Raw genomic sequence first — 22,825 nt, forward strand, 5'->3', positions numbered from 1 at the left:
GCCCTTGGCGCCGCGCGCGAGCGCTGATGGCCGGGCGTCCACGGCAGACCGTGCTTCGCGCACCACACTTGGCCCGGAACATACCGGGCCCGGCTTGACGGCAGACTCCGCCCGGCGGATTATCCAGCCTGATCTAATTCCTTCAAATTGAACCGGGGGCGACACGATGGCGAGCAGGGCGCAACCGTCCTTGTGGCGCGAAACGGTGAAGGCAGGCGCGGTGCGCAGCGGCGCGCTTGTGACGGCGATCACGTTGTTCATCGCCACGCTGCTGATGGCGCTCGCGCTCGCCAGCTATCGGCCGGGCGACGGGTCGCTCAACACCGCCGCCGCCAGCACCGCCAATCTCGTCGGTGCGCCGGGTGCGTGGTTCGCGGATCTCGCGCTCACCATCTTCGGACCCGCGGTCGCGCTGCTGCTGCCGATTCCACCGATCATCGCACTTCGCCTGTGGCGTGATCAGCCGGCTGGCGCCTGGAAGCGAATGCTGCGCAATGCCACCTTCGGTGTCGCGCTGATGGCAGTCGCCCTAGGCTGCGTGTCCGATGGCGCGGTGCTCGCGCTCCCCTTCGGCTGGGGCGGCGCGGTCGGCCTCGGCGGTGTCGCCGCGGCGCGCTGGGCGCTCGCTTTCGCCAACAATCCGCAGGTTACCTGGTGGAGCATCGTCGCGCTCGGCGTGGTCAGCGGCCTTGCCGGTGCGATCGTCTGGGGCCGCAGCCTCGATCTCGACGTCCCCCGCGGCTGGCTCGCCCGCCGCCGCGCGCGCCGCGTCACGGATGGTGCCTTCGACGAAAGCGACGAGGACGAGGTCCCGCTCGATCTCGGCGGCAAGCAGGTGCAGCCCCGCGCCGTGGCGCAGCCCGACAATCGACCCGCGCCGGTGATCAACGATCGCACCACCGCCCCCGCGATCGCCGCCAAGCCGCAGCAGCCACGCCAGACCAGCCTTGATCTGCGCGATGATTATCGCCTCCCGACGCTCGACATGCTGACGCCCGCGCCGCCGACGCCGCCCGGCACGATCGACAAGACCGCACTGGAACGCAACGCGCGCCTGCTCGAAACGGTGCTCGACGATTTCAACGTGAAGGGTTCGATCGTCGAGGTGCGCCCCGGCCCGGTCGTGACGATGTACGAGCTCGATCCCGCGCCCGGTATCAAGGCGACGCGCGTGATCAGCCTCGCGGACGATATCGCGCGCAACATGAGCGCGATCTCCGCCCGTGTCGCGACCATCCCCGGCCGCACCGTCATCGGCATCGAGCTTCCCAATGCGAAGCGCGAGACGGTGTCGCTGCACGAGCTGATCGGCAGCCAGGCGTTCGAAGATCAAAACGCCTCGCTCCCCGTCATCCTCGGCAAGAACATCGCCGGTGATCCGGTGATCGCCGATCTCGCGCCGATGCCGCACCTGCTGGTTGCGGGCACCACCGGCTCGGGCAAGTCGGTCGGGCTCAACGCCATGATCCTGTCGCTGCTCTATCGGCTCACGCCCGATCAGTGCCGCATGATCATGATCGATCCCAAGATGCTCGAACTGTCGATGTATGACGACATTCCACATCTCCTCTCCCCCGTCGTCACCGATCCGGCAAAGGCGGTCCGCGCGCTGAAATGGGCGGTCGAGCAAATGGAGGATCGCTATCGGCAGATGTCCTCGCTCGGCGTGCGCAGCCTCGGCGGCTTCAACGAAAAGGTCCGCGCGGCCAAGGCCAAGGGCGCGCCCCTCGGCCGCAAGGTCCAGTCCGGCTGGGACGAGAACGGCCGTCCGGTCTATGAGGAGGAACAGCTCGATTATCAGGTGCTGCCGCAGATCGTCGTGATCGTCGACGAGCTCGCGGACCTGATGATGACCGCGGGCAAGGAAGTCGAATTCCTCATCCAGCGCCTCGCGCAGAAGGCGCGTGCGGCCGGCATCCACCTCATCATGGCGACGCAGCGCCCGTCGGTCGACGTCATCACCGGCGTCATCAAGGCTAACCTGCCGACCCGCATCAGCTTCCACGTCACGTCGAAGATCGATTCGCGCACCATCCTGGGCGAACAGGGCGCCGAGCAGCTGCTCGGCAAGGGCGACATGCTCTACATGCCCGGCGGCAAGGGCATCGTGCGTGTCCACGGCCCGTTCGTCAGCGACGAGGAAGTGCAACGCGTCACCGATCACTGGCGCGCGCAGGGCACGCCCGATTACATCTCCTCCGTCACCGAGGAGCCCGAGCAGAGCTTCGAGCTGGAAGGCGCGCCGACCGGCAACGATTCCGCCGAGGACCAGCAATATCGCGCCGCGATCCAGCTCGTCTGCGGCAGCCAGAAGGCGTCCACCTCCTGGCTCCAGCGCCAGCTGCGTATCGGCTACAATTCCGCCGCCCGCCTCATCGAGCGGATGGAAAAGGACGGCATCGTCGGCCGGCCCGATCACGTCGGCCGCCGCGAAGTGCTCCGCGATACGGACGGCCAGCCGCTCTGACGCCAGTCCCCGCCTTGCTGCCGGCACAAGGCTGATCGGGTGACCGCCGCGCCGCCCCTTCAAGGCAGCGCGGCAGCGAAAAAGTCGTTTCGCCTGCGGCACTTCCGGGAATTTCCCTGGTTGCCGAGGGACTGCCATCAGGCGCAAACGAACGCCATGACCGCAGCGGTATCGGGGGATGGGGGCGCGCGTTATCGAAGTGACAGGGGCACGGCTCCTGGCACGGCGCCACTGGCTGCGCTGCTCGCCGATCGGCCGTCGGGCGCGGTCACCCTGCTTGCGCTCTACACGCTCGGCTTCGCCTTCACCCACGCCGTCGCGGGCTGGTGGGGAGGCGCGGGCTATTATTCCTTGTGGTTCCCCGCCGCCGGTCTCCGCCTGGCGCTCCTGTGGCGCGCCGGCGCGCGGTACACCATCCCGGTCGCGATCATCGAACTGGTGGTGGATGTCACGTCGGGCGCGGTGGTGCTCGATCGCCACGACTGGGCGATCAGCGTGCTGGGCGTGGTTCGGCCCGTGCTCGCCTATGGCCTCGTCGTCGCGGCGATCCGCTGGCTGGTCGCGCGCGGCCAGGCGTCTGGTTCCCCCGTCTGCACCGCCCCCATGCCCTTTGCGCTCGCCAGCGTCCTGGCGCCGATCGTCGCCGCGCTGCTCGCGCTTCCGCAGGCGCTGTGGCACCCGGAGCTTACCGGCGTCAGCACCGCCCGCGACGTTGTCCTGTCGCTGAACGCCTTCATCATCGGCGATCTTCTCGGCGTCCTTCTGCTCGCCCCGCCGTTGTTGTGGCTTGCCGATCACCTCACCGGCCGCAGCCCCGCGCCGATCGTCTGGCCCGCAACCAGCACCCTGGCGGAGGGCGCGCTCGTCCTCGCGCTCGGGATTGGCAGCAGCAGCTTGCTTCACTGGGTGGGCCTCGGGCTCCAGCCGGCCCCGGTCGTGCTCACGATCGCCTGGATCGGCCTTCGCCTCGGCCGGGTCGGGGCGTGGGCGGCCTTGTTCGTCGTCGCCGCGGGGGCACTTCCATTCACCGCCGCCACGACGGGCACGGCCGAGCGGCTGGAGCTTCACCTCGGTCTCGCAACCATCGCGGTCACTGGCTACCTCGCTGGCAGCTTCGCCGATGCGCAGGCCGTCGCGCGTGCCGATCTGCAGCGCCGGGACCGACTGCTGTTCCAGGCGGAGCGGCTGAAGACGCTGCGCGCCATGTCGGTCGCCGTCATCCACGAGATATCGCAGCCGCTCTCTACCCTGTCGATCGAGGCGCATCACCTGCGCGATCTCACCGCCAGCGCCGATCCGGAAGTGGCCGAGGCTGCCGCACTGATCCATGCCAAGGCCACCAACCTCTCCGATCTCGTCCGCCGCTTGCGTCGCTATGGCGGGCGCGCGGTGGACGAACCGACGCCGCTCCCGCTGCACACGCTGATCGAAAGCGTTGCCGAACTCGCGCGCACCGAAATGCGCAACGCCGGCGTCACGCTCGCCGCTGAACCAGTCGATCCCGCGCCGCTCATCATCGGTCAGGAGGTCGAGCTCGCGCAGGCCGTGATGAACCTCGTGCGCAACGCCGCACAGGCTTGCGGCACCGGCGGCACCGTGACGCTGGCGGTGCGATCGAACGATGCCAGTGCACGGATCATCGTCAGCAACCTTTCCGACGGCCGCCGTCAGCCGCCCGCCGGCATGGGCGTCGGCACGCTGATCGCCCGCACCATCGTGGAGGCACACGGCGGCACGCTTACGCGCACCACCGATCGCGACGGCACGGTCCGCGCCACCATCACCCTCCCCCTCGTCGGAGATTCTGGATGAACGACAATCCCAGGGTGTTTGTCGTCGACGATGATCGCGATCTCGGCGCCAGCGTCGCACGGCTTCTGCAGCGCCGCGGCTTCGAGGCGCAGGCGTTCCTCGATCCCGCCGCACTGCTCGAACTCGATCCCAACACTTTCGCACACTGCGTGGTGACGGACATCATGATGGGCGATCTCGACGGTTTCGCCTTCGCCGATCGGCTCCGGCAACGCGACCCCACCGTCGCCATCGTGTTCATGGCCGCCTGGCCGACCACCGCGAATGCGGTCGATTCCGTGCGCCGCTACGGAGGGCTCGATTATCTCGAGAAGCCGCTCGACGAGGATCGACTGATCGCCGCCGTTGCCGAAGGCATCGCCTGGAGCAGCACGCGCCGGGCGGTCCTGGCCCGTACCGCGACGCTCACTGCCCGCGAACGACAGGTCTTTGACCTTCTCGTGCAGGGCCACCCCAACAAGGTCGTGGCCGATCGCCTCGGCCTTTCACCCAAGACCGTCGAAGACCACCGCGCCGCCGTTCTCGCCAAGACCGGCGCGAGCGGCCTCGCCCAGCTGATTGCCCTTGCACAATGACCAGGAAAGCCGTCGCAATGCCAGCCCAGGCCCATCCCATGGAAGACATGCTCGTAGAACTGGCGATCCTCGGCGTGCTCGCCGAACGCACGGAGATCTACCCGTCCAGCCTGGTGGGCGAGCTTCGCCGCCGTGCGCCGCTGCTGCCCGCAGTGCGCGTCCGCCCGGTGCTTGAGCGGCTGTGGCAGGAACGCCGCGTCGCTCGCCTGTGGCACCGTTATCTGTTGCCCGATCGCGTGCCGGCGGTGCGCAGCCAGTGGCTGGAGATGATCGATCGCCGACGCCTTGATCTGGAGGAACTGGAGGATGTGAGCGACGGCTATTCCAGCGGCCGCGCGATCATCACGGCCTGGGACGGCTGGCGCATGGGCTCGGCCGACGCCTGATCGAGGCGCGTGTAAGCGTCAGGCGAGGCCAGCGACGCTGCCCAGCACGATCCGCGTCAGATCCGCCTGTCCCCGTGCGCGCATCTTGGCGAAGGCGCGCTTCGAGTAATTGCGTGCCGTCTCGATCGTGAGGCCAAGCGCCACTGCCGCCTCGGCAAGGCTCGCCCCGCGCGCGACCGCCACGGCCAGCCGCGCCTCGCTCATCGCCAATCCATATAGGTCCCGCAGCACCCCTGCCTGCGTCTCGGCATCGCCGCCGCGCTCCGACAGGAACAGCGCCATCGCTGCTGCATCGCCGCGGCCCGCCACCAACAGCGCCACTCCGGTCGCGAGCCGCACTGCCACTGGCGCAGCAGGTGCCTGGCAGAAGGCAGCGATCAACGCACCCGCCTCGCTACGAACGGGTGCCAGCCGCTCCCCGGCGCGCGCCAAGGCCTCGTCGGACGCCGCAATGACCCGCCCGTCACGCGCCAATGTCGCAAAGCCAAGCCCCGTGCGCGCCAATGCAGCCCCGCTCGCTACCTCCTTATGCCGCGCCCGCTCCAGCATGACATAGGTTCGGAGCGCCACAGCCAGATGCGGGGCCAGCGCCGCCAACAACGCGCCGTCCGCAGCTGAAAAATCCCGCCCTCTCCGCTCGACGATCACCCATGCGCTCGCCCCTTCCGGCTCTTCCGCGCGCACCACTCGGCCAAGGCTCGCCTGCTCGTCCCCCCGCTCCGCCGCCGCATAGACCCGTCCGCGCCGCAAGCCCGCCAGCCACGGATCCAGCTCATCCACCGCCTCGGCGCTAGTTGGGCGGTGCTGCACAATCCTGTCGCCGATCTGCGTAATGATCGCCGCCGATCCCGCCCGCACACGTTGCTCCAGCCGTGACAGGAAAACCCGCCACGGCGGCGTCTCCTGCGCACCTTCATGCAGCGGGATCAGCAGGTCGGTCTCGTCGGAGCGCACCATCGCCATAGCGATATCCTCCCATATGGGAGGTGCCATGTCACCCCTGCCGCGCCATCTTCCCCACGATCAATGGGGACATTATGACCGCGCGCTCACTCACGCATCTCGAACGGCTCGAGGCGGAATCGATCCACATCATGCGAGAGGTCGTCGCCGAGAGCGAGCGGCCGGTGATGCTCTATTCGGTCGGCAAGGACTCGGCCGTGATGCTGCACCTTGCGCGCAAGGCCTTCTACCCCGCGCCGCCGCCCTTCCCGCTGCTGCATGTCGACACGACGTGGAAGTTCAAGGCGATGTACGAACTGCGCGATCGCATGGCACGCGAAAGCGGCATGGAGCTCATCGTCCACAAGAACCCGGAGGCCGAAGCGCGCGGGATCAACCCGTTCGATCACGGTCCCCTCCACACCGATATGTGGAAGACGGAAGGCTTGAAGCAGGCGCTGGATCTCTACGGGTTCGATGTCGCGTTTGGCGGCGCGCGCCGCGACGAGGAGAAGAGCCGCGCCAAGGAGCGCGTCTTCTCCTTCCGCTCGGCCAATCACCGCTGGGATCCGAAGAACCAGCGCCCCGAACTCTGGAACCTCTACAACGCCAGGAAGGCCAAGGGCGAAAGCATCCGCGTCTTCCCGATCTCCAACTGGACCGAGCTCGACATCTGGCAATACATCCAGCTCAACGACATTCCGATCGTCCCGCTCTATTTCTCGCAGCCGCGCCCGACGGTGGAGAGGGACGGCCTGATCCTGATGGTCGATGACGATCGCTTTCCGCTACGCGACGGCGAAGTCCCGGTCGAACGCTCGATCCGCTTCCGCACGCTCGGCTGCTACCCACTCACCGGCGCGGTCGAGAGCGAGGCGAGCACGCTGTCGGACGTGATCCAGGAAATGCTTTTAACCACCACCAGCGAGCGGCAGGGCCGCGCGATCGACAAGGATGCGGGCTCGGCCAGCATGGAGAAGAAGAAGCAGGAGGGGTATTTCTGATGTGGCAAGACGCTCCGTCGCGACCCGCGCATCCGGCCGCACCTGCGCTCCCCTGCCAGCAGCCTGAGGGAGTGAATTGATGGCCAGCTCCGCCCAGGAATCCGTCTACCAGGTCGACGCGTTGATCGCTGAGGACATCGACGCCTATCTCGCGCGTCACCAGCACAAGTCGCTGCTGCGCTTCATCACCTGCGGCTCGGTCGATGACGGCAAGTCCACGCTGATCGGCCGGCTGCTGTACGATTCGAAGATGATCTTCGAGGATCAGCTCGCCGCGCTGGAGAGCGATTCGAAGAAGGTGGGTACGCAGGGGCAGGAGATCGATTTCGCCCTGCTCGTCGATGGCCTCGCCGCGGAGCGCGAACAGGGCATCACGATCGACGTCGCCTATCGCTTCTTCGCGACCGAGAAGCGCAAGTTCATCGTCGCCGACACCCCCGGCCACGAACAATATACCCGCAACATGGTCACCGGCGCGTCCACCGCGGACTTGGCCGTCATCCTCGTCGATGCGCGCAAGGGCGTGCTCACGCAGACGCGGCGCCATTCGTATCTCGCCCACCTCATCGGCATCCGCAATCTGGTGCTGGCGGTGAACAAGATGGATCTCGTCGGCTACGACCAAGGCGTGTTCGACACGATCGTCGCCGATTACCGCGCCTTCGCGGAATCGATCGGGATCAGCGATTTCACCGCGCTGCCGATCTCGGGCTTCAAGGGCGACAACATCACGGCCCCCTCCACCCACACGCCATGGTACACCGGCCCCTCGTTGGTCGAGCATCTCGAAACCGTGAAGATTGACGCCGAAGCCGATCCGGCCAGGCCCTTCCGCTTGCCGGTGCAATGGGTGAATCGCCCCAACCTCGACTTCCGCGGTTTTGCCGGCCTCGTCTCCTCCGGCACGATCAAGCCGGGCGATCCCGTACGCATTCTGCCATCGGGCAAGACGACGACGGTTGCCCGGATCGTCAGTTTCGACGGCGATCTCGATCAGGCCGACGCTGGCCAGTCGGTCACACTCACGCTAGCTGACGAAGTGGATTGCTCGCGCGGCGACGTCATCGCCGCTGCCTCTGCCCCGCCGCAGGTCGCCGACCAGTTCGAGGCGACGATCGTCTGGATGGCCGAGGACGAGATGCTTCCCGGCCGCTCCTATTGGCTGAAGCTCGGCACGCAGACGGCGACCGCGACGATCCAGGCACCGAAATATCAGGTCAACGTCAACACGCTGGAGCAGCTCGCCGCAAAGACGCTCGATCTGAACGCAATCGGCGTAGCCAACCTGTCGACCGACAAGCCCTTGGTGTTCGAGCCCTACGCCGACAACCGATCGCTTGGCGGCTTCATCCTGATCGACAAGCTTACCAATGCCACGGTCGCGGCCGGCATGCTGCACTTCAGCCTGCGCCGCTCGCAGAACATCCACTGGCAGCCGACCGATGTCAGTCGCGATACCCATGCGGCGCTGAAGAACCAGAAGCCGGTCGTCCTGTGGTTCACCGGCCTGTCTGGGGCGGGCAAGTCCACGATCGCCAATATCGTCGAGAAGAAGCTGGTGCGGATGAACCGCCACACCTTCCTCCTCGATGGCGACAATGTGCGGCACGGCCTCAACAAGGACCTCGGCTTCACCGATGCCGATCGCGTCGAGAACATCCGCCGCGTCGGCGAAGTGGCGCGGCTGATGACGGACGCTGGGCTTATCGTCATCACCGCCTTCATCTCCCCCTTCCGTGCCGAGCGCGAGATGGTGCGCCAGATGATGCAGCCGGGCGAGTTCATCGAGGTGCATATCGATACGCCGCTCGCGGAAGCGGAGCGGCGCGACGTGAAGGGCCTCTACGCCAAGGCGCGCAGCGGCCAGCTGGCGAACTTCACCGGCATCGACAGCCCGTACGAGCCGCCCGAGGATCCCGAGATCCGCATCGATACCACCAGCATCACGGCCGACGAGGCGGCGGAGCTGATCATCAAGAGGATCATCCCATGACCGCCAGCATGACCGACGCGGAACTCGCCGCGCATCTCGCGGAGACGGCCGGCCGCATCCTGCTGGAGGTGCGCGAGGCCGGCGTCTTTTCGGAAAAGGCGCTCGGCAAGGCGGGGGATCAGACCGCCAACCAGTTCCTCGTCCACGCGATCCGCGAGGCACGGCCCGATGACGGCCTGCTGTCCGAGGAGATGAAGTGCGACGGCGAGCGGCTCGCCAAGTCCCGCGTCTGGATCGTCGATCCGGTCGACGGTACACGGGAATATGGCGAGAAGCGCGCCGACTGGGCGGTGCATGTCGGCCTCGCGATCGATTGCGTTGCCACGATAGGCGCCGTCGCCCTGCCCGGCGCCGGAATCGTCCTGCGCTCCGATCAGCCGCAGCCGGTGCCCCCACCCGCCAGCCCCCTGCGCATGCTGGTCAGCCGCACGCGCCCCGCAAAGGAAGCGGTCGCGGTCGCGGAGAAGCTCGGCGCGACGCTCGTGCCGATGGGCTCGGCCGGCGCCAAGGCGATGGCTGTGGTGCGCGGGGAGGCGGATATCTACCTCCACTCCGGCGGTCAGTTCGAATGGGATTCCGCCGCCCCGGTCGCGGTGGCGGCGGCATACGGCCTCCACTGCTCACGCATCGACGGCAGCCCGCTCGTCTACAATCAGGAGGACGTGTACCTCCCGGATCTGCTGATCTGCCCGAAAGCGCTCGCGGCAGACGTGCTGGCCCTGATCCGCCAGGTCCGCGCCAGCTGATCCGAAAAAAGGGCGGCTCCGCGAAGCCGCCCCTCTTTTCCTTACGCCAGATGCTCGGCGAAGAACGCCGAGGTGCGCTGATCCGCCAGCTCTGCCGCCGCCGGGGAGCGGCGATCGCCCATCTCGGTCGCGAAGCCGTGGTCCTCGCCCGGATAATCGTACAGCGTCACCTTCGGGTGATCGTCCAGTCCCTCGTGCATCTTCTGCTGCGTTGCCTTGTCGACGAAGCCATCCTCGCCCGCGATATGCAGCAGCACCGGCTTGGCAATGGCATGCTTCTCGCCCAGCAGACCGTCGATGCCGACGCCGTAATAGCCGACCGAGGCATCGATATCCGTACGGCACGCAGTCATGAAGGCCAGCCGCCCGCCGAGGCAGTAACCGACCGCGCCGACCTTGCCTGATCCGCCCAGCAGCTCGCGCGCCTTGTGGATCGTCGCTTCGATATCGCGGATGCCGCCATCCTGGTCGAACTCGCCGAACAGGCTGAGCCCCTTCTGCATCTCTTCCGGCACATCGGGATTGAGCTCGATGCCCGGCGCGATCTTCCAGAACAGGTCGGGCGCGATCGCCAGATAGCCGTCGGCGGCCAGGCGGTCGCACTTCTGGCGGATGCCCGGGTTCACGCCGAAGATCTCCTGGATCACGATGATCGCCGCGGTCGGATTTCCTTCGGGCTCGGCGCAATAGGCCTTGAAGCTGCCCTCGCCCTTCAGCGTGGCGACGTCGATCATCTCACCCATGTCATCTCCCCTTAGCTGCCCGCCGTGCCGGCGCCGCGAGGTTGCGGCGCCACCCATCCAACGGGCATAGACAGTGCCGGGTGACGCTATCGTCCCCCGCCGCACGGCTCAAGGGAGGCCAGGGATGAAGGTCACGATCGAGGTCGAGTGCACGCCCGAAGAGGCACGCCGCATGATGGGCTTGCCCGATCTCACGCCGCTGCATGATCGCTACGTCGCGATGATGCAGGATGCGATGCAGGGCGCCACCATGAAGCCCGAGATGATGGAGGGCATGCTGACCAGCTTCGCACCAATGGGTGAGGCGGGCGCTGCCTTCTGGCGCCGCCTGTTCGAGGCGGGAACGAAGCCCGGCGGCTGATGGACACGATCTTCGCGGTGTCGAGCGGGCGCCCACCCGCCGCGATCGCCGTCCTCCGCATCAGTGGCCCGCAGGCGATGGCCGCTGCCACCGCCCTCGCCACCACCCTCCCCCCGCCGCGCCGCGCTGGCCGTCGCCATCTGCGCGCCGCAGACGGTTCGCTGATCGACCAGGCATTGGTCCTCACCTTCCCCGCCCCCGCCACGGCCACCGGCGAGGATCTGGTGGAGCTTCATCTTCACGGAGGCCGCGCCGTCGTCGCGGCGGCGGAAAAGGCGCTCGGTGCGATGCCCGGCCTACGCCCCGCGCTCGCCGGCGAGTTCACCCGCCGCGCGCTCGCCAACGGCCGCATCGACCTCATCCAGGCACAGGGCATCGCTGACTTGCTCGAGGCGGAGACCGAGCAGCAGCATCGGCTCGCGATCGAGAGCAGTGAAGGCAGGGTCAGCCAGCTCGTCCGTGGCTTGATGGCTGAACTCTCCCGCCTCGCCGCGCTGGTCGAGGCGGCGATCGACTTCGACGATGAAGACGATGTCAGCGACGCCGACAACGAGCTGCTCGATCGCGACACTGAGATCCTACGGGCGCAACTCGCCGCGGTCCTAGCCCGCCCCTCGGTCGAACGCTATCGCGAGGGCATCCGCGTCGTCCTCGTCGGCCCCACCAACGCCGGCAAGTCATCGCTGTTCAACGCGCTGCTCGGTCGCGACGCCGCAATCGTCTCCCCCATCGCCGGCACCACGCGCGACCGGGTCGAGGCCAATGTCACCCGCCGCGGCCAAGCCTACACGCTGGTCGATACCGCCGGTGTCCGTGACGACAGCGCTGATCCGATCGAGCGGATCGGAATCGACCGAGCCCGTCAGGCCCGCGCCGGCGCCGATATCGTTCTTGACCTCGACGAGAATGCTGTCGGAGACGATCGCACGATCGCAGTCCATGCTCGCGCGAATGCCCGCAGTGATGCGCCCCGCCCCGGGACGATCATCACCTCTTGTGATGACCTAGCCTCGATCGACCGGCTGTGGGATGAGATCGACCGGCGGGCGAACATCATCCTGGTTCTGGACGGCGCCCCCACCTTTCACCGGTTCCAGCAGGACCAGATCCGCATCGCTGCTACCGCGCTCGAGGCATCACTGGCCTCGCAAGACTTGTTGTTGCGGGCGGAAGAGCTACGTACCGCGTCAGGCGCACTCGCCTCCCTGCTTGGCTTGGACGCGACCGAGGCAATGCTCGACGCGCTATTCTCCCGCTTCTGTGTCGGAAAGTGATTGTTTCACGTGGAACAGGTGTTCGACGTTATCGTGATCGGCGGCGGACATGCCGGAACTGAGGCGGCAGCGGCCGCCGCAAGGCGGGGCGCCCGCGTGGCACTGGTCAGCCATGATCCGCAAAAGATCGGGGCCATGTCGTGCAACCCGTCGATCGGCGGGCTCGGCAAGGGCCACCTCGTGCGCGAGGTGGATGCCTATGATGGGCTAATGGGCCGCGCGGCGGATGCGGCCGCGATCCATCACCGTATGCTCAACCGCAGCAAGGGCCTCGCGGTTCAGGGCCCGCGCATCCAGGCTGATCGCACGCTCTACGCCGCCGCGATCCGCCAGATGCTCGCTAGCTATCCGAACATCACGATCGTCGCCGGCGAAGCGATCGCGCTACGCCTCGACGGCGGCCGGCTCTCGGGTGTCGAACTTCGCTCCGGCGAGACGCTTGGCGCCCCGGCCGTCGTTCTCGCCACCGGCACCTTCCTGGGCGGCCGCCTCTTCCGCGGTGAGGAACAGGAGGAAGGCGGCCGGGTCAATGAAGCCGCTGCCCTCCCCCTCGCGCGCCAGCTCCGCGACCTTTCGCTCCCCATGGGTCGCCTCAAGACCGGTACCCCTCCCCGGCTCGACGGCCGAACGATCGACTGGGCCCAGCTGGAACCGCAGCCGTCGGACCCCGATGACTGGACCATGTCACCGATGACGAGGACGCGCGCGCTGCCGCAACTCGCCTGCGCGATCACCCGCACGACCAGCGAGGCGCACGCCATCATCGCCGCCAACCTCCATCGCTCCCCATTGCAGACCGGCGCGATCGAAGGGCTCGGCCCGCGCTACTGCCCGTCGATCGAGGACAAGATCCGCCGCTTCGGCGATCGTGACGGGCACCAGATCTTCCTCGAACCGGAAGGATTGGATGACGCCACCATCTACCCGAACGGCATCTCCACCTCCGTTCCCGCCGACGTGCAGGAGGCATTCATTCGCGCCGTGCCGGGCCTCGAGACCTGCCGCATCACCATGCATGGCTATGCCGTCGAATATGATCACATCGATCCGCGCGCGCTCGATGCGACACTGGGCCTCAGCGCCATTCCCGGCCTGTATCTCGCGGGCCAGATCAACGGCACCACCGGCTATGAAGAGGCTGCCGCACAGGGTCTCGTTGCCGGCGCCAATGCAGCGGCCTTCGCACGGGGCCTCGCGCCGCTGCTCCCGGATCGCAGCGCCAGCTACATCGGCGTGATGATCGACGATCTCGTGTTGCAGGGGATCAGCGAGCCCTATCGCATGCTCACCGCCCGCGCCGAGTACCGGCTCGCGTTGCGCGCTGACAATGCCGAAACGCGGCTTTCGGATCACGCGGCCAGCCTGGGTCTCCTGACCCCTGAACGCCGGGACCATGTCGACCGACGCATGACCCAGCGCGCTACTCTCCGCGCTGGCGGAACCACAACCGGCGTGGATGCTGATCTCATCCGCGAACACGAAGAGGATGTCCGCTACGCCCCGTATCTCGCGCGCCAGGCTGCCGAGATCGCGCGGATGAAGCATGACGATCGCGTCGTCATTGCATCGGGCCCTGCCCTCGATTCGATTGCTGGCCTCTCCAACGAGATGCGCGAGCGCCTGCGCGCCGCAGGGCCGCGCACACTGGGCGAGGCGTCCCGCGTCCGCGGTGTCACCCCGGCAGCCCTCACCGCTCTCTGGTTACACGCGAAGGCGAAACGATGAACGAGGAACAGGCGCGCGAGGCCACGCGCGCGATCGTCGGTGATGCAGCTCTGGAACGGATTGAGCGCTTTCTCCATCGGGTCCGCGAAGAAGCTGGCCGCCAAAATCTGGTTTCGCGCCCAACGCTTGATTCCTTGTGGCATCGCCACGCGCTCGACTCTGCCCAGCTGATACCTCTCGCTCCTGCGACTGGCTTGTGGGTGGACGTTGGCACCGGCGCTGGCTTCCCCGGCATCATTGTTGCCCTCGCCACCGAACACCCGATGATCCTGGTCGAACCCCGCCGCATGCGGGCAGACTTTTTGCGCAGCGTGCTTGAGGCAGAACAAATCACCGATCGGGTGTCGGTCCATCAGTCAAAGGTCGAGCGGCTCACCGAAATCACAGCGAGGATCATCTCCGCGCGGGCCGTGGCTGCGCTTTTCGACCTGCTCGGCGGCACCGCGAACATCGCCGATCGCGACACAGTCTACTTGCTCCCCAAGGGACAATCCGCCACGACGGAAGTTGACGACGCGCGCCGACGCTTTGATGGATTGTTCCACGTGGAACAAAGCCTCACCGATCCAGCCTCCGGCATCGTCGTCGCAACAGGGGTAAAGCGGCGATGATTCGGATTGCGGTGGCCAATCAGAAGGGCGGAGTCGGCAAGACCACGTCGGCGATCAACCTCGCGACTGCGCTGGCCGCCACTGGCAAGCGCGTGTTGCTGATCGATCTCGATCCGCAGGGCAACGCCTCGACGGGCCTCGGCATTTCCCACGCCCAGCGCGCCTCTTCCAGCTATCACGTGCTCGTCGATCAGGTTCCGATCGAGGACGGCGTCGTCGCGACCAGTGTCCCGCGGCTGGACGTCCTCCCTGCGACGCCGGATCTGTCGGGTGCGGAGATCGAGCTGGTCGAGCTCGACCAGCGCACGCATCGCCTGCACCGCGCGCTTGATGCTGCACCGCCCCGGTGGGACATCGCCCTGATCGATTGCCCCCCGTCGCTTGGCCTTCTCACCATCAACGCGATGGTTGCGGCGGATTCGCTGCTCGTGCCGCTGCAATGCGAGTTCTTCGCGCTGGAAGGCCTGAGCCAGCTCCTCACCACGGTCGAGCGGATCCGCGCCCGCTTCAATCCGTCCCTCGCCATCATCGGTGTCGCACTCACCATGTACGATCGCCGCAATCGCCTGACCGAACAGGTCTCCGCCGATGTCCGCGCCGTGCTCGGCAAGGTCGTGTTCGACACCGTCATCCCGCGCAACGTGCGACTGTCCGAAGCGCCGAGCCACGGCCTTCCCGCGCTGATCTACGATCACCGCTGCAGCGGCTCGCAGGCCTATATCGCGCTCGCCCGCGAGCTTATCGCGCGCCTGCCGCACAGCAATGAGGTTGCCGCATGAGCGATGCCAACAAGCGCCCCCGCGGTGGTCTCGGCCGCGGTCTGAACGCCCTTCTCGGCGATATCGCGCGTGATGATGCGCCGATCGATTCCAGCCGCGCCCAGTCCGCCGGCGTCCGGCTGATCCCGGTCAGCGCGATCGCGCCGCATCCGGAACAGCCGCGCCGCCATTTCGACGAGGACGCGCTCAACGAGCTTGCCGCCTCGATCGCCGAGCGTGGCATCATCCAGCCGATCGTCGTCCGTCCGCACGGCCATGATTATCAGATCGTCGCCGGTGAGCGCCGCTGGCGTGCCGCCCAGCGTGCGCGGTTGCACGAAGTGCCGGTCGTCGTACGTGAATATACCGACGCGGAAACGCTGCAGATCGCGCTGGTCGAGAATATTCAGCGCCAGGATCTGAATGCGATCGAAGAGGCCGAAGCGTACAGCCGGCTGCTCGACGAATTCGGCCACACGCAGGAAGTACTGGCGAAGACGGTCCACAAGTCGCGCAGCCATGTCGCGAACCTCCTCCGCCTGCTCGATCTGCCCAAGACCGTCCAGGGCCGTGTGATCGACGGTACGCTCAGCATGGGCCATGCCCGTGCGATCATCGGCGCGCCCGATCCGGAGGCACTGGCGGAGCAGGTCGTCAGCAAGGGCTTGTCGGTGCGCCAGACCGAGAAGCTGGCACAAAGCACGAAGCCGACCTCCCGCCGCCATAACAGCCGCACCCAGGAACGCGCCGGCGCGGAAGGTGACGCGGACGTCGCTGCGCTCGAACGCCAGCTGGGGGACCTGCTCGGGCTGAAGGTCCGCATCAGCTACGGCGCCAGCGGCGGATCGCTGACGCTCGAATATTCCACGCTCGATCAACTCGACATGATCTGCCAGCGGTTGAGCGGCGAGCCCATCTAGCGCCATTCGCGCGCCTCATGCGGCCATCGCTCACCATCGCGCGGCACCCGGACCCCAAAGGGGTGCAAAGAACGCCATGGCGCGCCCGCTGATGCCCGCCCAGACAGCCCGCCGCGCCCTGCTCCGAGCGGCATTGGCGGGCTCGCTGGTGGCCGCCTCACCATTCCTCCCGATCACGCTAGTCCTTGCCGTGGGAAGCGTCCCCCGGGCCTTCACCAGCGTCTCCGAGGCGCTGCTGCTTCTTCCCTTCGCCATCCTGCCGCTGCTGGTCACCTTCCCGCTCGTCCTGGCGATCAGCGTCTCGGTCGGCCTCCCGGTCACGCGCCTGCTCCACCGCCACGCACGGGAGAGCCTCCTGTCCTATGGTATCGCCGGCGCCGCCACCGGCGCGCTCGTCGCCGCGCTTTCGGTCGCGCTGCTGGAGATCCAGGACGGCTATTGGCTCATAGTCCCGGCCACTCTCAGCGGCTTGGTGACGGCGACGCTCTGGTGGCGCCACCGCAGGAAGATCGCGGCCTAGCGGCTCAGCTGCGCAGCCGGACGACCAGCGACAGCATCGCCTGGCTCGCCAGCACGTCGCCCGCCGTGGCGCTGGCCATCACCGATCGCTCCGCCCGCCGCACCTCGCCCAGCGCGCGCGCCAGCGCCTCCGGGGACCAGCGGCGCAGTGCGGCGCCCGTGGCGGCCTCTTCCTTCCAGAACACGCGGTGGCGCTTCATCACGCCGGCGACATCACCGCCCGCCAGCACCTCGCCCTTCATCTCGGCAAGTGACGCCAGCCGCCGCGCCAGCGCGCGCAGCCACGGGATCGGGGAAGCGCCCGCCTCGTCCATCCGCCGCAATGCCTCGCCAAGCGCGGCAGGCTTCGCCGCGATCACGCCTTGGATCACGTCGCTCATCTCGGTCTCGCCAAGATCCGCGCCGATCGCATCCAGCGCATCGTCTTCGCACGCCACCGGCCGCTCGGGCGAAGCATCAAGATACAGCGCCAGCTTCTCGATCTCGCGCATCATCACCGCGCGGTCACCGCCACCCGCCTGCGCCAGCCGCCGTGCAACGCCGCCGCCCAGCCGCAGCCCATGGTCACGTGCGATCTGCCCCGCCACCGCCTCCAGCTGCCCCGCATCGGGCACGTAGCAGGCAAGCGCCATGGCAGCCGGTGAATCGAGTGCCAGCTTCGCCAGCTTCGACGTCGCCTTCAGCGATGGCGCGATCATCACCACCGGATTGCCGGCCCGCTCCGCCTCCAGCAGCGCGGTGGTCGCCGCCAGGCTTTCCTCGCCGGCACCGGTAACCCGCACATGCCGGGCGGTGCCGAACAGCGACATCGCCGCCGCCTCGTCCGCCAGCCGCGCCGGATCGCCGCGCAGCGCCGCGCCATCCAGGTCGATCCGCTCCGCCTCGGGGCCCAGCGCACGCGCCAGCCGCTCCGCCAGCGCCATCGCGCCGGCTTCGTCGGGCCCGAACATCAGATAGAAGCGGATATCGGCGGGCGGCTTGTCCAGCGCCGCCTTCATGCGTGCTTCGGTCGCCTTCACGGCGCGACGCTCATGGTGCCGGCGGGTTCTGCCGCATCTCGACGGCGACGCGGGTCACGATCTGGTCGGCGACGATCACCGCCAGCCGCTCCAGCGCGGTCGATTCCGCCGCGATCGTCGCATATTCCGATCCGACCACGTCGATCCCCGCGTCCGATCCAGCCGTGGCGTCGACGAGCACTTCGTCCTTGCCCACTTCGACCAGCTGGTAGCGCGCACGCAGCGTCCGCCGTTCACGCGCCACCGAATCGTCACGCCGGATAGCGAGGCCGGTAATCTGGTCGTCCAGCTTCACCTGCAGCCGATAGCGCGCCGCGCCCGCGGCAGGCGGCGGACCCAGCCGATCGCGGAGCGCATTGTTCACCAGCCAGCCCGCCTTGCCCTCGATCGGCGCGATCTCGACCTCGCTGAGGCCGCGTGCCACCTGCCCCGAACTGCCCCCGCTATAGAGCGGCGTCAGGCCACAGCCGCCGAGGATCGCCAGCGCCGGCAGCAGCGCGATCAGGGCCAGGTGCCGCTTCATGCGACGATGTTCACCAATCGGTCGGGCACGACGATCACCTTCTTCGGGGCCTTGCCTTCCAGCGCACGGATCACCTTCTCGGATGCCATGGCCTGCACCTCGGCAGCGTCCTTCGCGGTCCCCTTGGGCATCACCAGCGTATCACGCAGCTTACCGTTCACCTGCACCGCGACGGTCACTTCATCGTCGACCAGCATCGCCGGATCCACCGTCGGCCACGCGGCATCGGCGATCAGCCCCTCGTGGCCCTGCGCCGCCCACGCTTCCTCGGCGAGATGCGGTACCATCGGCGCGACGATGCGCAGCAGCGTGGCGAGCGCTGCCGTGCGGTCCGCCGACGGCTTTGCCTTCTCCACCGCATTCGCCAGCGTGTAGATCAGCGCCACCGCCTTGTTGAACTGGAGGCCCTCGATGGCCTCGGCCACGCCCTTGACGGTGCGATGCGCCACCTTGCGTAAGCCGATGTCCTCGCCCGCATCGCTGGCGCCCTGATCGCCGACCAGGCGCCACAGCCGCTGGATGAAGCGCCACGCGCCCTCGATGCCGTTCTCGCTCCATTCCAGGTCGCGCTCCGGCGGGGAATCGGACAGCATGAACCAGCGCACCGCGTCCGCGCCGTACTGATCCACGATCGGCTCGGGATCGACCGTGTTCTTCTTCGATTTGGACATCTTCTCGACGCGACCCACCGTCACCGGCTGGCCGGTCGCCGTCTCGATGCCATTCTCGATTTCGCCGGGAGACAGCCAGCGGCCATCGCTCGACTTGTACGTCTCGTGAGTCACCATGCCCTGCGTGAACAGGCCGGCGAACGGCTCCGCCACGCCGATCATGCCGATATGCTGCAGCGCCCGCGTCCAGAAGCGGGCGTACAGCAGGTGAAGGATCGCATGCTCCACGCCGCCGATATATTGCCCCACCGGCAGCCATTGCTCGGCCACCGTCTTGTCGAACGGTTTGTCGTCCGGCTGGCTGGCGAAGCGTATGAAATACCAGGAAGAATCCGCGAACGTGTCGAGCGTGTCGGTCTCGCGCACCGCGGGCTTGCCGCATGACGGGCAATCGACATGTTTCCACGTCGGATGCCGATCGAGCGGGTTGCCCGGCGTCGCGAAGCTTACGTCCTCGGGCAGCTTCACCGGCAGCTGATCGGCCGGCACGGGCACCGCGCCGCAGCCATCGCAATGGATGATCGGGATCGGCGTGCCCCAGTAACGCTGCCGGCTGACGCCCCAGTCGCGCAGGCGGAACACGGTCGTCCCCTCGCCCCAGCCACCGGCCTCGGCGCGGGTGATCACCTCGCGCTTGGCATCCTCCACGTCCATGCCGTCGAGGAAGTGCGAATTCACCAGCGTGCCGGGCCCGGTGTAGGCTTCCGCCTCGTTGAACTCCGGCGCGTCCTTCGTGCCCTCGGACACGACACGGCGGATCGGCAGCTTGTACTTGGTGGCGAATTCGAAGTCGCGCTGGTCGTGCGCCGGTACGCCGAACACCGCGCCGACGCCGTAATCCATCAGCACGAAGTTCGCGATATAGACCGGCAGCTGGATCGACGGATCGAACGGATGCGCCGCCTTCAGCCCGGTGTCGAAGCCCAGCTTCTCCTGCGTCTCCAGCTCGGCCGCCGTGGTGCCGCCACGACGGCATTCCTCGATGAACGCCTGCGCCGCGGGATCGTTCGCTGCCACGCGCTGCGCCAGCGGGTGATCCGCCGCCACCGCGACGAAGCTCGCGCCGAAGATCGTGTCGGGGCGGGTCGTATAGACTTCGACCACGCCCTCGTTCGTGCCCGCCGCATCGTTCAACGCGAAGCGGAACGTCAGGCCCTGGCTCTTCCCGATCCAGTTCTCCTGCATCAGGCGAACCTTGTCGGGCCAGTCCTTCAGCTCGCTGAGGCCCGACAGCAGGTCCTCGGCAAAGGCGGTGATCTTCAGGAACCACTGGTTCAGCTTGCGCTTCTCGACCAGCGCGCCGGAACGCCAGCCGCGCCCGTCGATCACCTGCTCGTTGGCCAGCACGGTCATGTCGACCGGGTCCCAGTTCACCGCGCTCTCGCGGCGATAGACCAGCCCCGCCTCGTAGAATTTCAGGAACAGCGCCTGCTCGTGCCCGTAATATTCCGGGTCGCAGGTGGCGAATTCGCGCGTCCAGTCCAGCGCGAAGCCAAGCCGCTTCAGCTGCGCCCTCATCGTGGCGATATTGTCGCGCGTCCAGCCGCCCGGGTGGACGCCCTTTTCCATCGCCGCATTTTCGGCCGGCATGCCGAACGCGTCCCACCCCATCGGGTGGAGCACTTCCATGCCGTTCATGCGCCGGAAGCGGGCGAGCACGTCGCCCATGGTGTAGTTGCGCACATGGCCCATGTGGATGCGCCCCGAGGGATAGGGGAACATCTCGAGCACGTAGCTCTTGGGCTTGTTCGAATGATCGTCGGCGGCGAAGGTACGGCGCTCGTCCCACACCCGCTGCCAGCGGGCGTCGGCAGAGAGCGCGTTGAAGCGCTGGCTCATGATGGGGCTCAGCTACCCGCCATGGAGGCGCGGCGCAGGTCGCGCGCACGGGTCAGGATGATGTCCTCCAGCTTCTGCGTGGTCGCGGCCGCCACCGGCGCGCTCACCCACTGGCCGCCCTGGTTCACCTCGCGCAGCGCAGCGACGCGCACCGCATCGGCGCGCAGGTCCTGGTCCAGGATCGATACGGTCACCTTCATCCGCTCGGTCGGCGTCTGCGGATTCACATACCAGTCGGTCACGACGACGCCGCCGTTCGAATCGGTCTGCAGCAGCGGCATGAAGCTCAGCGTGTCGAGCGTCGCCCGCCACAGATAGCTGTTCACCCCGATCGTCGTGATGCGGGATGCGGCCAGATCGGCCTTCGGTCTATCCTTACCGCCGCCGCAGCTGGCGACGGCAAGAGCGGCGCAGGCGACCAGCGCGAAACGCAACGGGCGGAACATTGGCATCGTCCTGATGGAAAACAGTCAGCCAAGCTCTACATAGGCCTTCTGATGACGGCAAGTTCGCCCGTGTGGCCAATGCGTCCCATCGGCAGTTGCTCCGGCGCGGGGCCGGGCAGCGCCACATTGCGGCCAGATTGTGGAAACCGTGCAACACTCTCCGGCAAATCGCGTGCGTGTGCATGGCGGTTGGTGAACGAATCGTGTTAGGCGCGTTCCGCAGGGGTTGGAGGGATTCGTGTTCGAACGTCGAGCGCTTCTAGGTGGAATGATCGTGGCGGTTGCCGCGGCGACCGCCGTTGCGCCTGCGTTTGGCGCTGCCGAGGTCGATCGCCAGATGGTGAAGCGCGCCGCTCCGGTGCGCGCAGCCGGCGGGTTCACGCCCTCCGCGGCCGATCCGCGTCTCGCCGCCGCCTTCGCGCGCAGCGGCCTTGGCGCCGATGGATTCCGCTTCACGCCTTCGGAAACGCGGCAGGGCAATCGCCCGGTGACGGTCGCCGTCCGCGCCCGCTCGAACCGCACGGCTGAGGATGCCGGCCGTCTCGCCACCGCCGCCGCGCCGACGGTGGGCCTGGTCCCGGTCGCCTACAACCTCGGCGTTTCGGTCGGCTGGAAGCGATTCGCCGTCTCGGGTGACGTCGCCAAGGTCGATCTCGCCGGCGAGCCTGGCAGCCGCGAAATCGCGGACGTGTCGGTCAGCTATTCACTGCCGCGCTTCACCGGCCGCGTGAAGGCACAGGCCGATCGCCCGCTGCCGGGCACGCCCAAGCTGGTCGAGGATGCGCCGAGCTACTCGCTCGACGTCGGCGGTTCCTATTCGCTCACCCGCAACGTCGATCTCACCGCCGGCGTTCGCTACAAGTCGGAGCGTGAGCGTCTCGCCCGCTTCGCCGACGATCGCCGCGACAGCCAGGCGGTCTATGTGGGCACCGCCTTCCGCTTCTGATCTTTAACCGGGCTCGCGCCGGTCGCGCGGGTCCAGCCAGGCGTCGATTGCCGCCCAGCCATGGAATCCGTGCAGCCGCCGGAAGGCGCGCCGGTCCATGCCCGCAAGCGCGATCCGCACCATCGGCAGATTGCCCGCCAGCGCCGCCGCCCGCCGCGCGCCAAGCGACGGCGCACCGGGATGCGACCTGGTCGCGAAGACGGGCGAGACGAAGGCCACATCCGCCCCCGCCCGGCGCGCCGCCGCAGCCTCGCGCGCATCATGCACCGGCCAGGTGACAATTCCGCCCGCGCGCGCGCCATGCACGCCCATTTCGCCCCGCATCACCGCCGTTCCTGCGCGTACCAGTACGAGATTGCGCGGCCCGGCGATCCGCCGCAGCCGCGCGAACAGCCGCCGCCGCTCCGCCAGCGGCGTCTTGTGATGCCGGAACACCACGCCTGCGCCGCGCGGCAGCCGGGCGACCGCGCGCCACAGCCCCTCCCCCATCCGCTCGTCGGTCATCAGCCACAGGGTCGGGATTGGGTGGCGGCGGCGCATCGCCG

At 67.7% G+C, this 22,825-nt stretch carries 22 protein-coding genes; 15 read left to right on the top strand and 7 right to left on the bottom strand.

Annotated elements, in window-relative coordinates:
- Window positions 1-166 precede the first annotated feature (166 nt).
- From ACH0AE_RS14940 to ACH0AE_RS14955, 4 genes are all read left to right on the top strand, one after another.
- Complete coding sequence (locus ACH0AE_RS14940) at window positions 167-2,467, top strand: DNA translocase FtsK 4TM domain-containing protein (protein ID WP_406875843.1); 2,301 nt, start codon at window positions 167-169, stop codon at window positions 2,465-2,467.
- Window positions 2,468-2,623: 156 nt separating this feature from the next.
- Complete coding sequence (locus ACH0AE_RS14945) at window positions 2,624-4,279, top strand: HAMP domain-containing sensor histidine kinase (protein WP_294442618.1); 1,656 nt, start codon at window positions 2,624-2,626, stop codon at window positions 4,277-4,279.
- A complete protein-coding gene (locus ACH0AE_RS14950; RefSeq protein ID WP_406875844.1) occupies window positions 4,276-4,854 on the top strand; it encodes a response regulator transcription factor in 579 nt (192 codons plus the stop codon). The genes ACH0AE_RS14945 and ACH0AE_RS14950 overlap by 4 nt, the downstream gene beginning before the upstream one ends.
- Before the next feature lie 38 nt (window positions 4,855-4,892).
- Window positions 4,893-5,240 (top strand): hypothetical protein, encoded by a 348-nt coding sequence (locus tag ACH0AE_RS14955; protein WP_294442616.1) that lies wholly within the window; start codon window positions 4,893-4,895, stop codon window positions 5,238-5,240.
- Window positions 5,241-5,258: 18 nt separating this feature from the next.
- Here the strand turns inward: ACH0AE_RS14955 and ACH0AE_RS14960 are convergent, their stop codons facing one another.
- On the bottom strand, window positions 5,259-6,233 hold the full coding sequence (locus tag ACH0AE_RS14960) for a hypothetical protein (protein ID WP_294442615.1): 975 nt from the start codon (window positions 6,231-6,233) through the stop codon (window positions 5,259-5,261).
- Between the two features lie 44 nt (window positions 6,234-6,277).
- Between ACH0AE_RS14960 and cysD the strand changes: the two genes are divergently transcribed.
- The 3 genes from cysD to ACH0AE_RS14975 all read left to right on the top strand — a co-directional run bounded on the left by cysD (window position 6,278) and on the right by ACH0AE_RS14975 (window position 9,925).
- Window positions 6,278-7,186 carry a sulfate adenylyltransferase subunit CysD gene (gene cysD / locus ACH0AE_RS14965; protein WP_294442614.1) on the top strand — a complete coding sequence of 303 codons (909 nt, stop codon included), beginning with the start codon at window positions 6,278-6,280 and terminating at the stop codon, window positions 7,184-7,186.
- A 79-nt stretch (window positions 7,187-7,265) separates the two neighbouring features.
- A complete protein-coding gene (cysN, locus tag ACH0AE_RS14970; RefSeq protein ID WP_294442613.1) occupies window positions 7,266-9,179 on the top strand; it encodes a sulfate adenylyltransferase subunit CysN in 1,914 nt (637 codons plus the stop codon).
- On the top strand, window positions 9,176-9,925 hold the full coding sequence (locus tag ACH0AE_RS14975; protein WP_294442612.1) for a 3'(2'),5'-bisphosphate nucleotidase CysQ: 750 nt from the start codon (window positions 9,176-9,178) through the stop codon (window positions 9,923-9,925). Before cysN ends, ACH0AE_RS14975 begins: the two co-directional genes overlap by 4 nt.
- A 41-nt stretch (window positions 9,926-9,966) precedes the next feature.
- On the opposite strand, the gene ACH0AE_RS14980 is transcribed toward ACH0AE_RS14975, so the two are convergent.
- Window positions 9,967-10,668: a dienelactone hydrolase family protein gene (locus ACH0AE_RS14980; protein WP_294442611.1), complete on the bottom strand. Its 702-nt coding sequence runs from the start codon at window positions 10,666-10,668 to the stop codon at window positions 9,967-9,969.
- Window positions 10,669-10,792: 124 nt separating this feature from the next.
- Here ACH0AE_RS14980 and ACH0AE_RS14985 point away from each other — a divergent pair, with 124 nt between their 5' ends.
- The 7 genes from ACH0AE_RS14985 (at window position 10,793) to ACH0AE_RS15015 (ending at window position 16,837) form a co-directional block, all read left to right on the top strand.
- On the top strand, window positions 10,793-11,029 hold the full coding sequence (locus ACH0AE_RS14985) for a DUF6489 family protein (protein ID WP_294442610.1): 237 nt from the start codon (window positions 10,793-10,795) through the stop codon (window positions 11,027-11,029).
- Window positions 11,029-12,303: a tRNA uridine-5-carboxymethylaminomethyl(34) synthesis GTPase MnmE gene (gene mnmE / locus ACH0AE_RS14990; RefSeq protein WP_294442609.1), complete on the top strand. Its 1,275-nt coding sequence runs from the start codon at window positions 11,029-11,031 to the stop codon at window positions 12,301-12,303. The genes ACH0AE_RS14985 and mnmE overlap by 1 nt, the downstream gene beginning before the upstream one ends.
- 9 nt (window positions 12,304-12,312) lie before the next feature.
- Entirely contained in the window at window positions 12,313-14,028 is a 1,716-nt protein-coding gene (gene mnmG / locus ACH0AE_RS14995) for a tRNA uridine-5-carboxymethylaminomethyl(34) synthesis enzyme MnmG (protein ID WP_406875845.1), read from the top strand.
- Window positions 14,025-14,639, top strand: coding sequence for a 16S rRNA (guanine(527)-N(7))-methyltransferase RsmG (locus ACH0AE_RS15000; RefSeq protein WP_294442607.1), 615 nt, complete (start codon window positions 14,025-14,027; stop codon window positions 14,637-14,639). Before mnmG ends, ACH0AE_RS15000 begins: the two co-directional genes overlap by 4 nt.
- Window positions 14,636-15,418, top strand: a complete 783-nt coding sequence (locus tag ACH0AE_RS15005; RefSeq protein ID WP_294442606.1) for a ParA family protein — start codon at window positions 14,636-14,638, stop codon at window positions 15,416-15,418. Before ACH0AE_RS15000 ends, ACH0AE_RS15005 begins: the two co-directional genes overlap by 4 nt.
- The gene (locus ACH0AE_RS15010; protein ID WP_294442605.1) at window positions 15,415-16,317 is read left to right on the top strand and encodes a ParB/RepB/Spo0J family partition protein; all 903 of its coding nucleotides are present in this window, start codon (window positions 15,415-15,417) and stop codon (window positions 16,315-16,317) included. The genes ACH0AE_RS15005 and ACH0AE_RS15010 overlap by 4 nt, the downstream gene beginning before the upstream one ends.
- A 76-nt stretch (window positions 16,318-16,393) precedes the next feature.
- A complete protein-coding gene (locus ACH0AE_RS15015) occupies window positions 16,394-16,837 on the top strand; it encodes a hypothetical protein (RefSeq protein ID WP_406875846.1) in 444 nt (147 codons plus the stop codon).
- Between the two features lie 4 nt (window positions 16,838-16,841).
- On the opposite strand, the gene holA is transcribed toward ACH0AE_RS15015, so the two are convergent.
- The 4 genes from holA to ACH0AE_RS15035 are packed head-to-tail and all read right to left on the bottom strand — an operon-like array spanning window position 16,842 to window position 21,334.
- Window positions 16,842-17,855: a DNA polymerase III subunit delta gene (holA, locus tag ACH0AE_RS15020; protein ID WP_294442604.1), complete on the bottom strand. Its 1,014-nt coding sequence runs from the start codon at window positions 17,853-17,855 to the stop codon at window positions 16,842-16,844.
- A gap of 10 nt (window positions 17,856-17,865) precedes the next feature.
- Complete coding sequence (gene lptE, locus ACH0AE_RS15025; RefSeq protein WP_294442603.1) at window positions 17,866-18,378, bottom strand: LPS assembly lipoprotein LptE; 513 nt, start codon at window positions 18,376-18,378, stop codon at window positions 17,866-17,868.
- The gene (gene leuS / locus ACH0AE_RS15030; RefSeq protein WP_294442602.1) at window positions 18,375-20,888 is read right to left on the bottom strand and encodes a leucine--tRNA ligase; all 2,514 of its coding nucleotides are present in this window, start codon (window positions 20,886-20,888) and stop codon (window positions 18,375-18,377) included. Before leuS ends, lptE begins: the two co-directional genes overlap by 4 nt.
- A gap of 8 nt (window positions 20,889-20,896) precedes the next feature.
- Window positions 20,897-21,334 (bottom strand): DUF3576 domain-containing protein, encoded by a 438-nt coding sequence (locus ACH0AE_RS15035; RefSeq protein ID WP_294442601.1) that lies wholly within the window; start codon window positions 21,332-21,334, stop codon window positions 20,897-20,899.
- Window positions 21,335-21,602: 268 nt separating this feature from the next.
- Between ACH0AE_RS15035 and ACH0AE_RS15040 the strand changes: the two genes are divergently transcribed.
- Window positions 21,603-22,280 carry a hypothetical protein gene (locus ACH0AE_RS15040; RefSeq protein ID WP_406875889.1) on the top strand — a complete coding sequence of 226 codons (678 nt, stop codon included), beginning with the start codon at window positions 21,603-21,605 and terminating at the stop codon, window positions 22,278-22,280.
- Window positions 22,281-22,283: 3 nt separating this feature from the next.
- Here the strand turns inward: ACH0AE_RS15040 and ACH0AE_RS15045 are convergent, their stop codons facing one another.
- Entirely contained in the window at window positions 22,284-22,820 is a 537-nt protein-coding gene (locus ACH0AE_RS15045) for a thiamine phosphate synthase (protein WP_294442599.1), read from the bottom strand.
- Between the last annotated feature and the right edge of the window lie 5 nt (window positions 22,821-22,825).

The organism is Sphingomonas sp. 179-A 2A2 NHS (assembly GCF_045371305.1).
GTDB lineage: Bacteria > Pseudomonadota > Alphaproteobacteria > Sphingomonadales > Sphingomonadaceae > Sphingomonas.

Bases quoted from the DNA above. Each gene is read 5' to 3' on its own strand.
- ACH0AE_RS14940 (WP_406875843.1), top strand. From the start codon at position 167: ATGGCGAGCAGGGCGCAACCGTCCTTGTGGCGCGAAACGGTGAAGGCA.
- ACH0AE_RS14945 (WP_294442618.1), top strand. From the start codon at position 2,624: ATGACCGCAGCGGTATCGGGGGATGGGGGCGCGCGTTATCGAAGTGAC.
- ACH0AE_RS14950 (WP_406875844.1), top strand. From the start codon at position 4,276: ATGAACGACAATCCCAGGGTGTTTGTCGTCGACGATGATCGCGATCTC.
- ACH0AE_RS14955 (WP_294442616.1), top strand. From the start codon at position 4,893: ATGGAAGACATGCTCGTAGAACTGGCGATCCTCGGCGTGCTCGCCGAA.
- ACH0AE_RS14960 (WP_294442615.1), bottom strand. From the start codon at position 6,233: ATGGCACCTCCCATATGGGAGGATATCGCTATGGCGATGGTGCGCTCC.
- cysD (WP_294442614.1), top strand. From the start codon at position 6,278: ATGACCGCGCGCTCACTCACGCATCTCGAACGGCTCGAGGCGGAATCG.
- cysN (WP_294442613.1), top strand. From the start codon at position 7,266: ATGGCCAGCTCCGCCCAGGAATCCGTCTACCAGGTCGACGCGTTGATC.
- ACH0AE_RS14975 (WP_294442612.1), top strand. From the start codon at position 9,176: ATGACCGCCAGCATGACCGACGCGGAACTCGCCGCGCATCTCGCGGAG.
- ACH0AE_RS14980 (WP_294442611.1), bottom strand. From the start codon at position 10,668: ATGGGTGAGATGATCGACGTCGCCACGCTGAAGGGCGAGGGCAGCTTC.
- ACH0AE_RS14985 (WP_294442610.1), top strand. From the start codon at position 10,793: ATGAAGGTCACGATCGAGGTCGAGTGCACGCCCGAAGAGGCACGCCGC.
- mnmE (WP_294442609.1), top strand. From the start codon at position 11,029: ATGGACACGATCTTCGCGGTGTCGAGCGGGCGCCCACCCGCCGCGATC.
- ACH0AE_RS15000 (WP_294442607.1), top strand. From the start codon at position 14,025: ATGAACGAGGAACAGGCGCGCGAGGCCACGCGCGCGATCGTCGGTGAT.
- ACH0AE_RS15005 (WP_294442606.1), top strand. From the start codon at position 14,636: ATGATTCGGATTGCGGTGGCCAATCAGAAGGGCGGAGTCGGCAAGACC.
- ACH0AE_RS15010 (WP_294442605.1), top strand. From the start codon at position 15,415: ATGAGCGATGCCAACAAGCGCCCCCGCGGTGGTCTCGGCCGCGGTCTG.
- ACH0AE_RS15015 (WP_406875846.1), top strand. From the start codon at position 16,394: ATGGCGCGCCCGCTGATGCCCGCCCAGACAGCCCGCCGCGCCCTGCTC.
- lptE (WP_294442603.1), bottom strand. From the start codon at position 18,378: ATGAAGCGGCACCTGGCCCTGATCGCGCTGCTGCCGGCGCTGGCGATC.
- leuS (WP_294442602.1), bottom strand. From the start codon at position 20,888: ATGAGCCAGCGCTTCAACGCGCTCTCTGCCGACGCCCGCTGGCAGCGG.
- ACH0AE_RS15035 (WP_294442601.1), bottom strand. From the start codon at position 21,334: ATGTTCCGCCCGTTGCGTTTCGCGCTGGTCGCCTGCGCCGCTCTTGCC.
- ACH0AE_RS15040 (WP_406875889.1), top strand. From the start codon at position 21,603: ATGATCGTGGCGGTTGCCGCGGCGACCGCCGTTGCGCCTGCGTTTGGC.
- ACH0AE_RS15045 (WP_294442599.1), bottom strand. From the start codon at position 22,820: ATGCGCCGCCGCCACCCAATCCCGACCCTGTGGCTGATGACCGACGAG.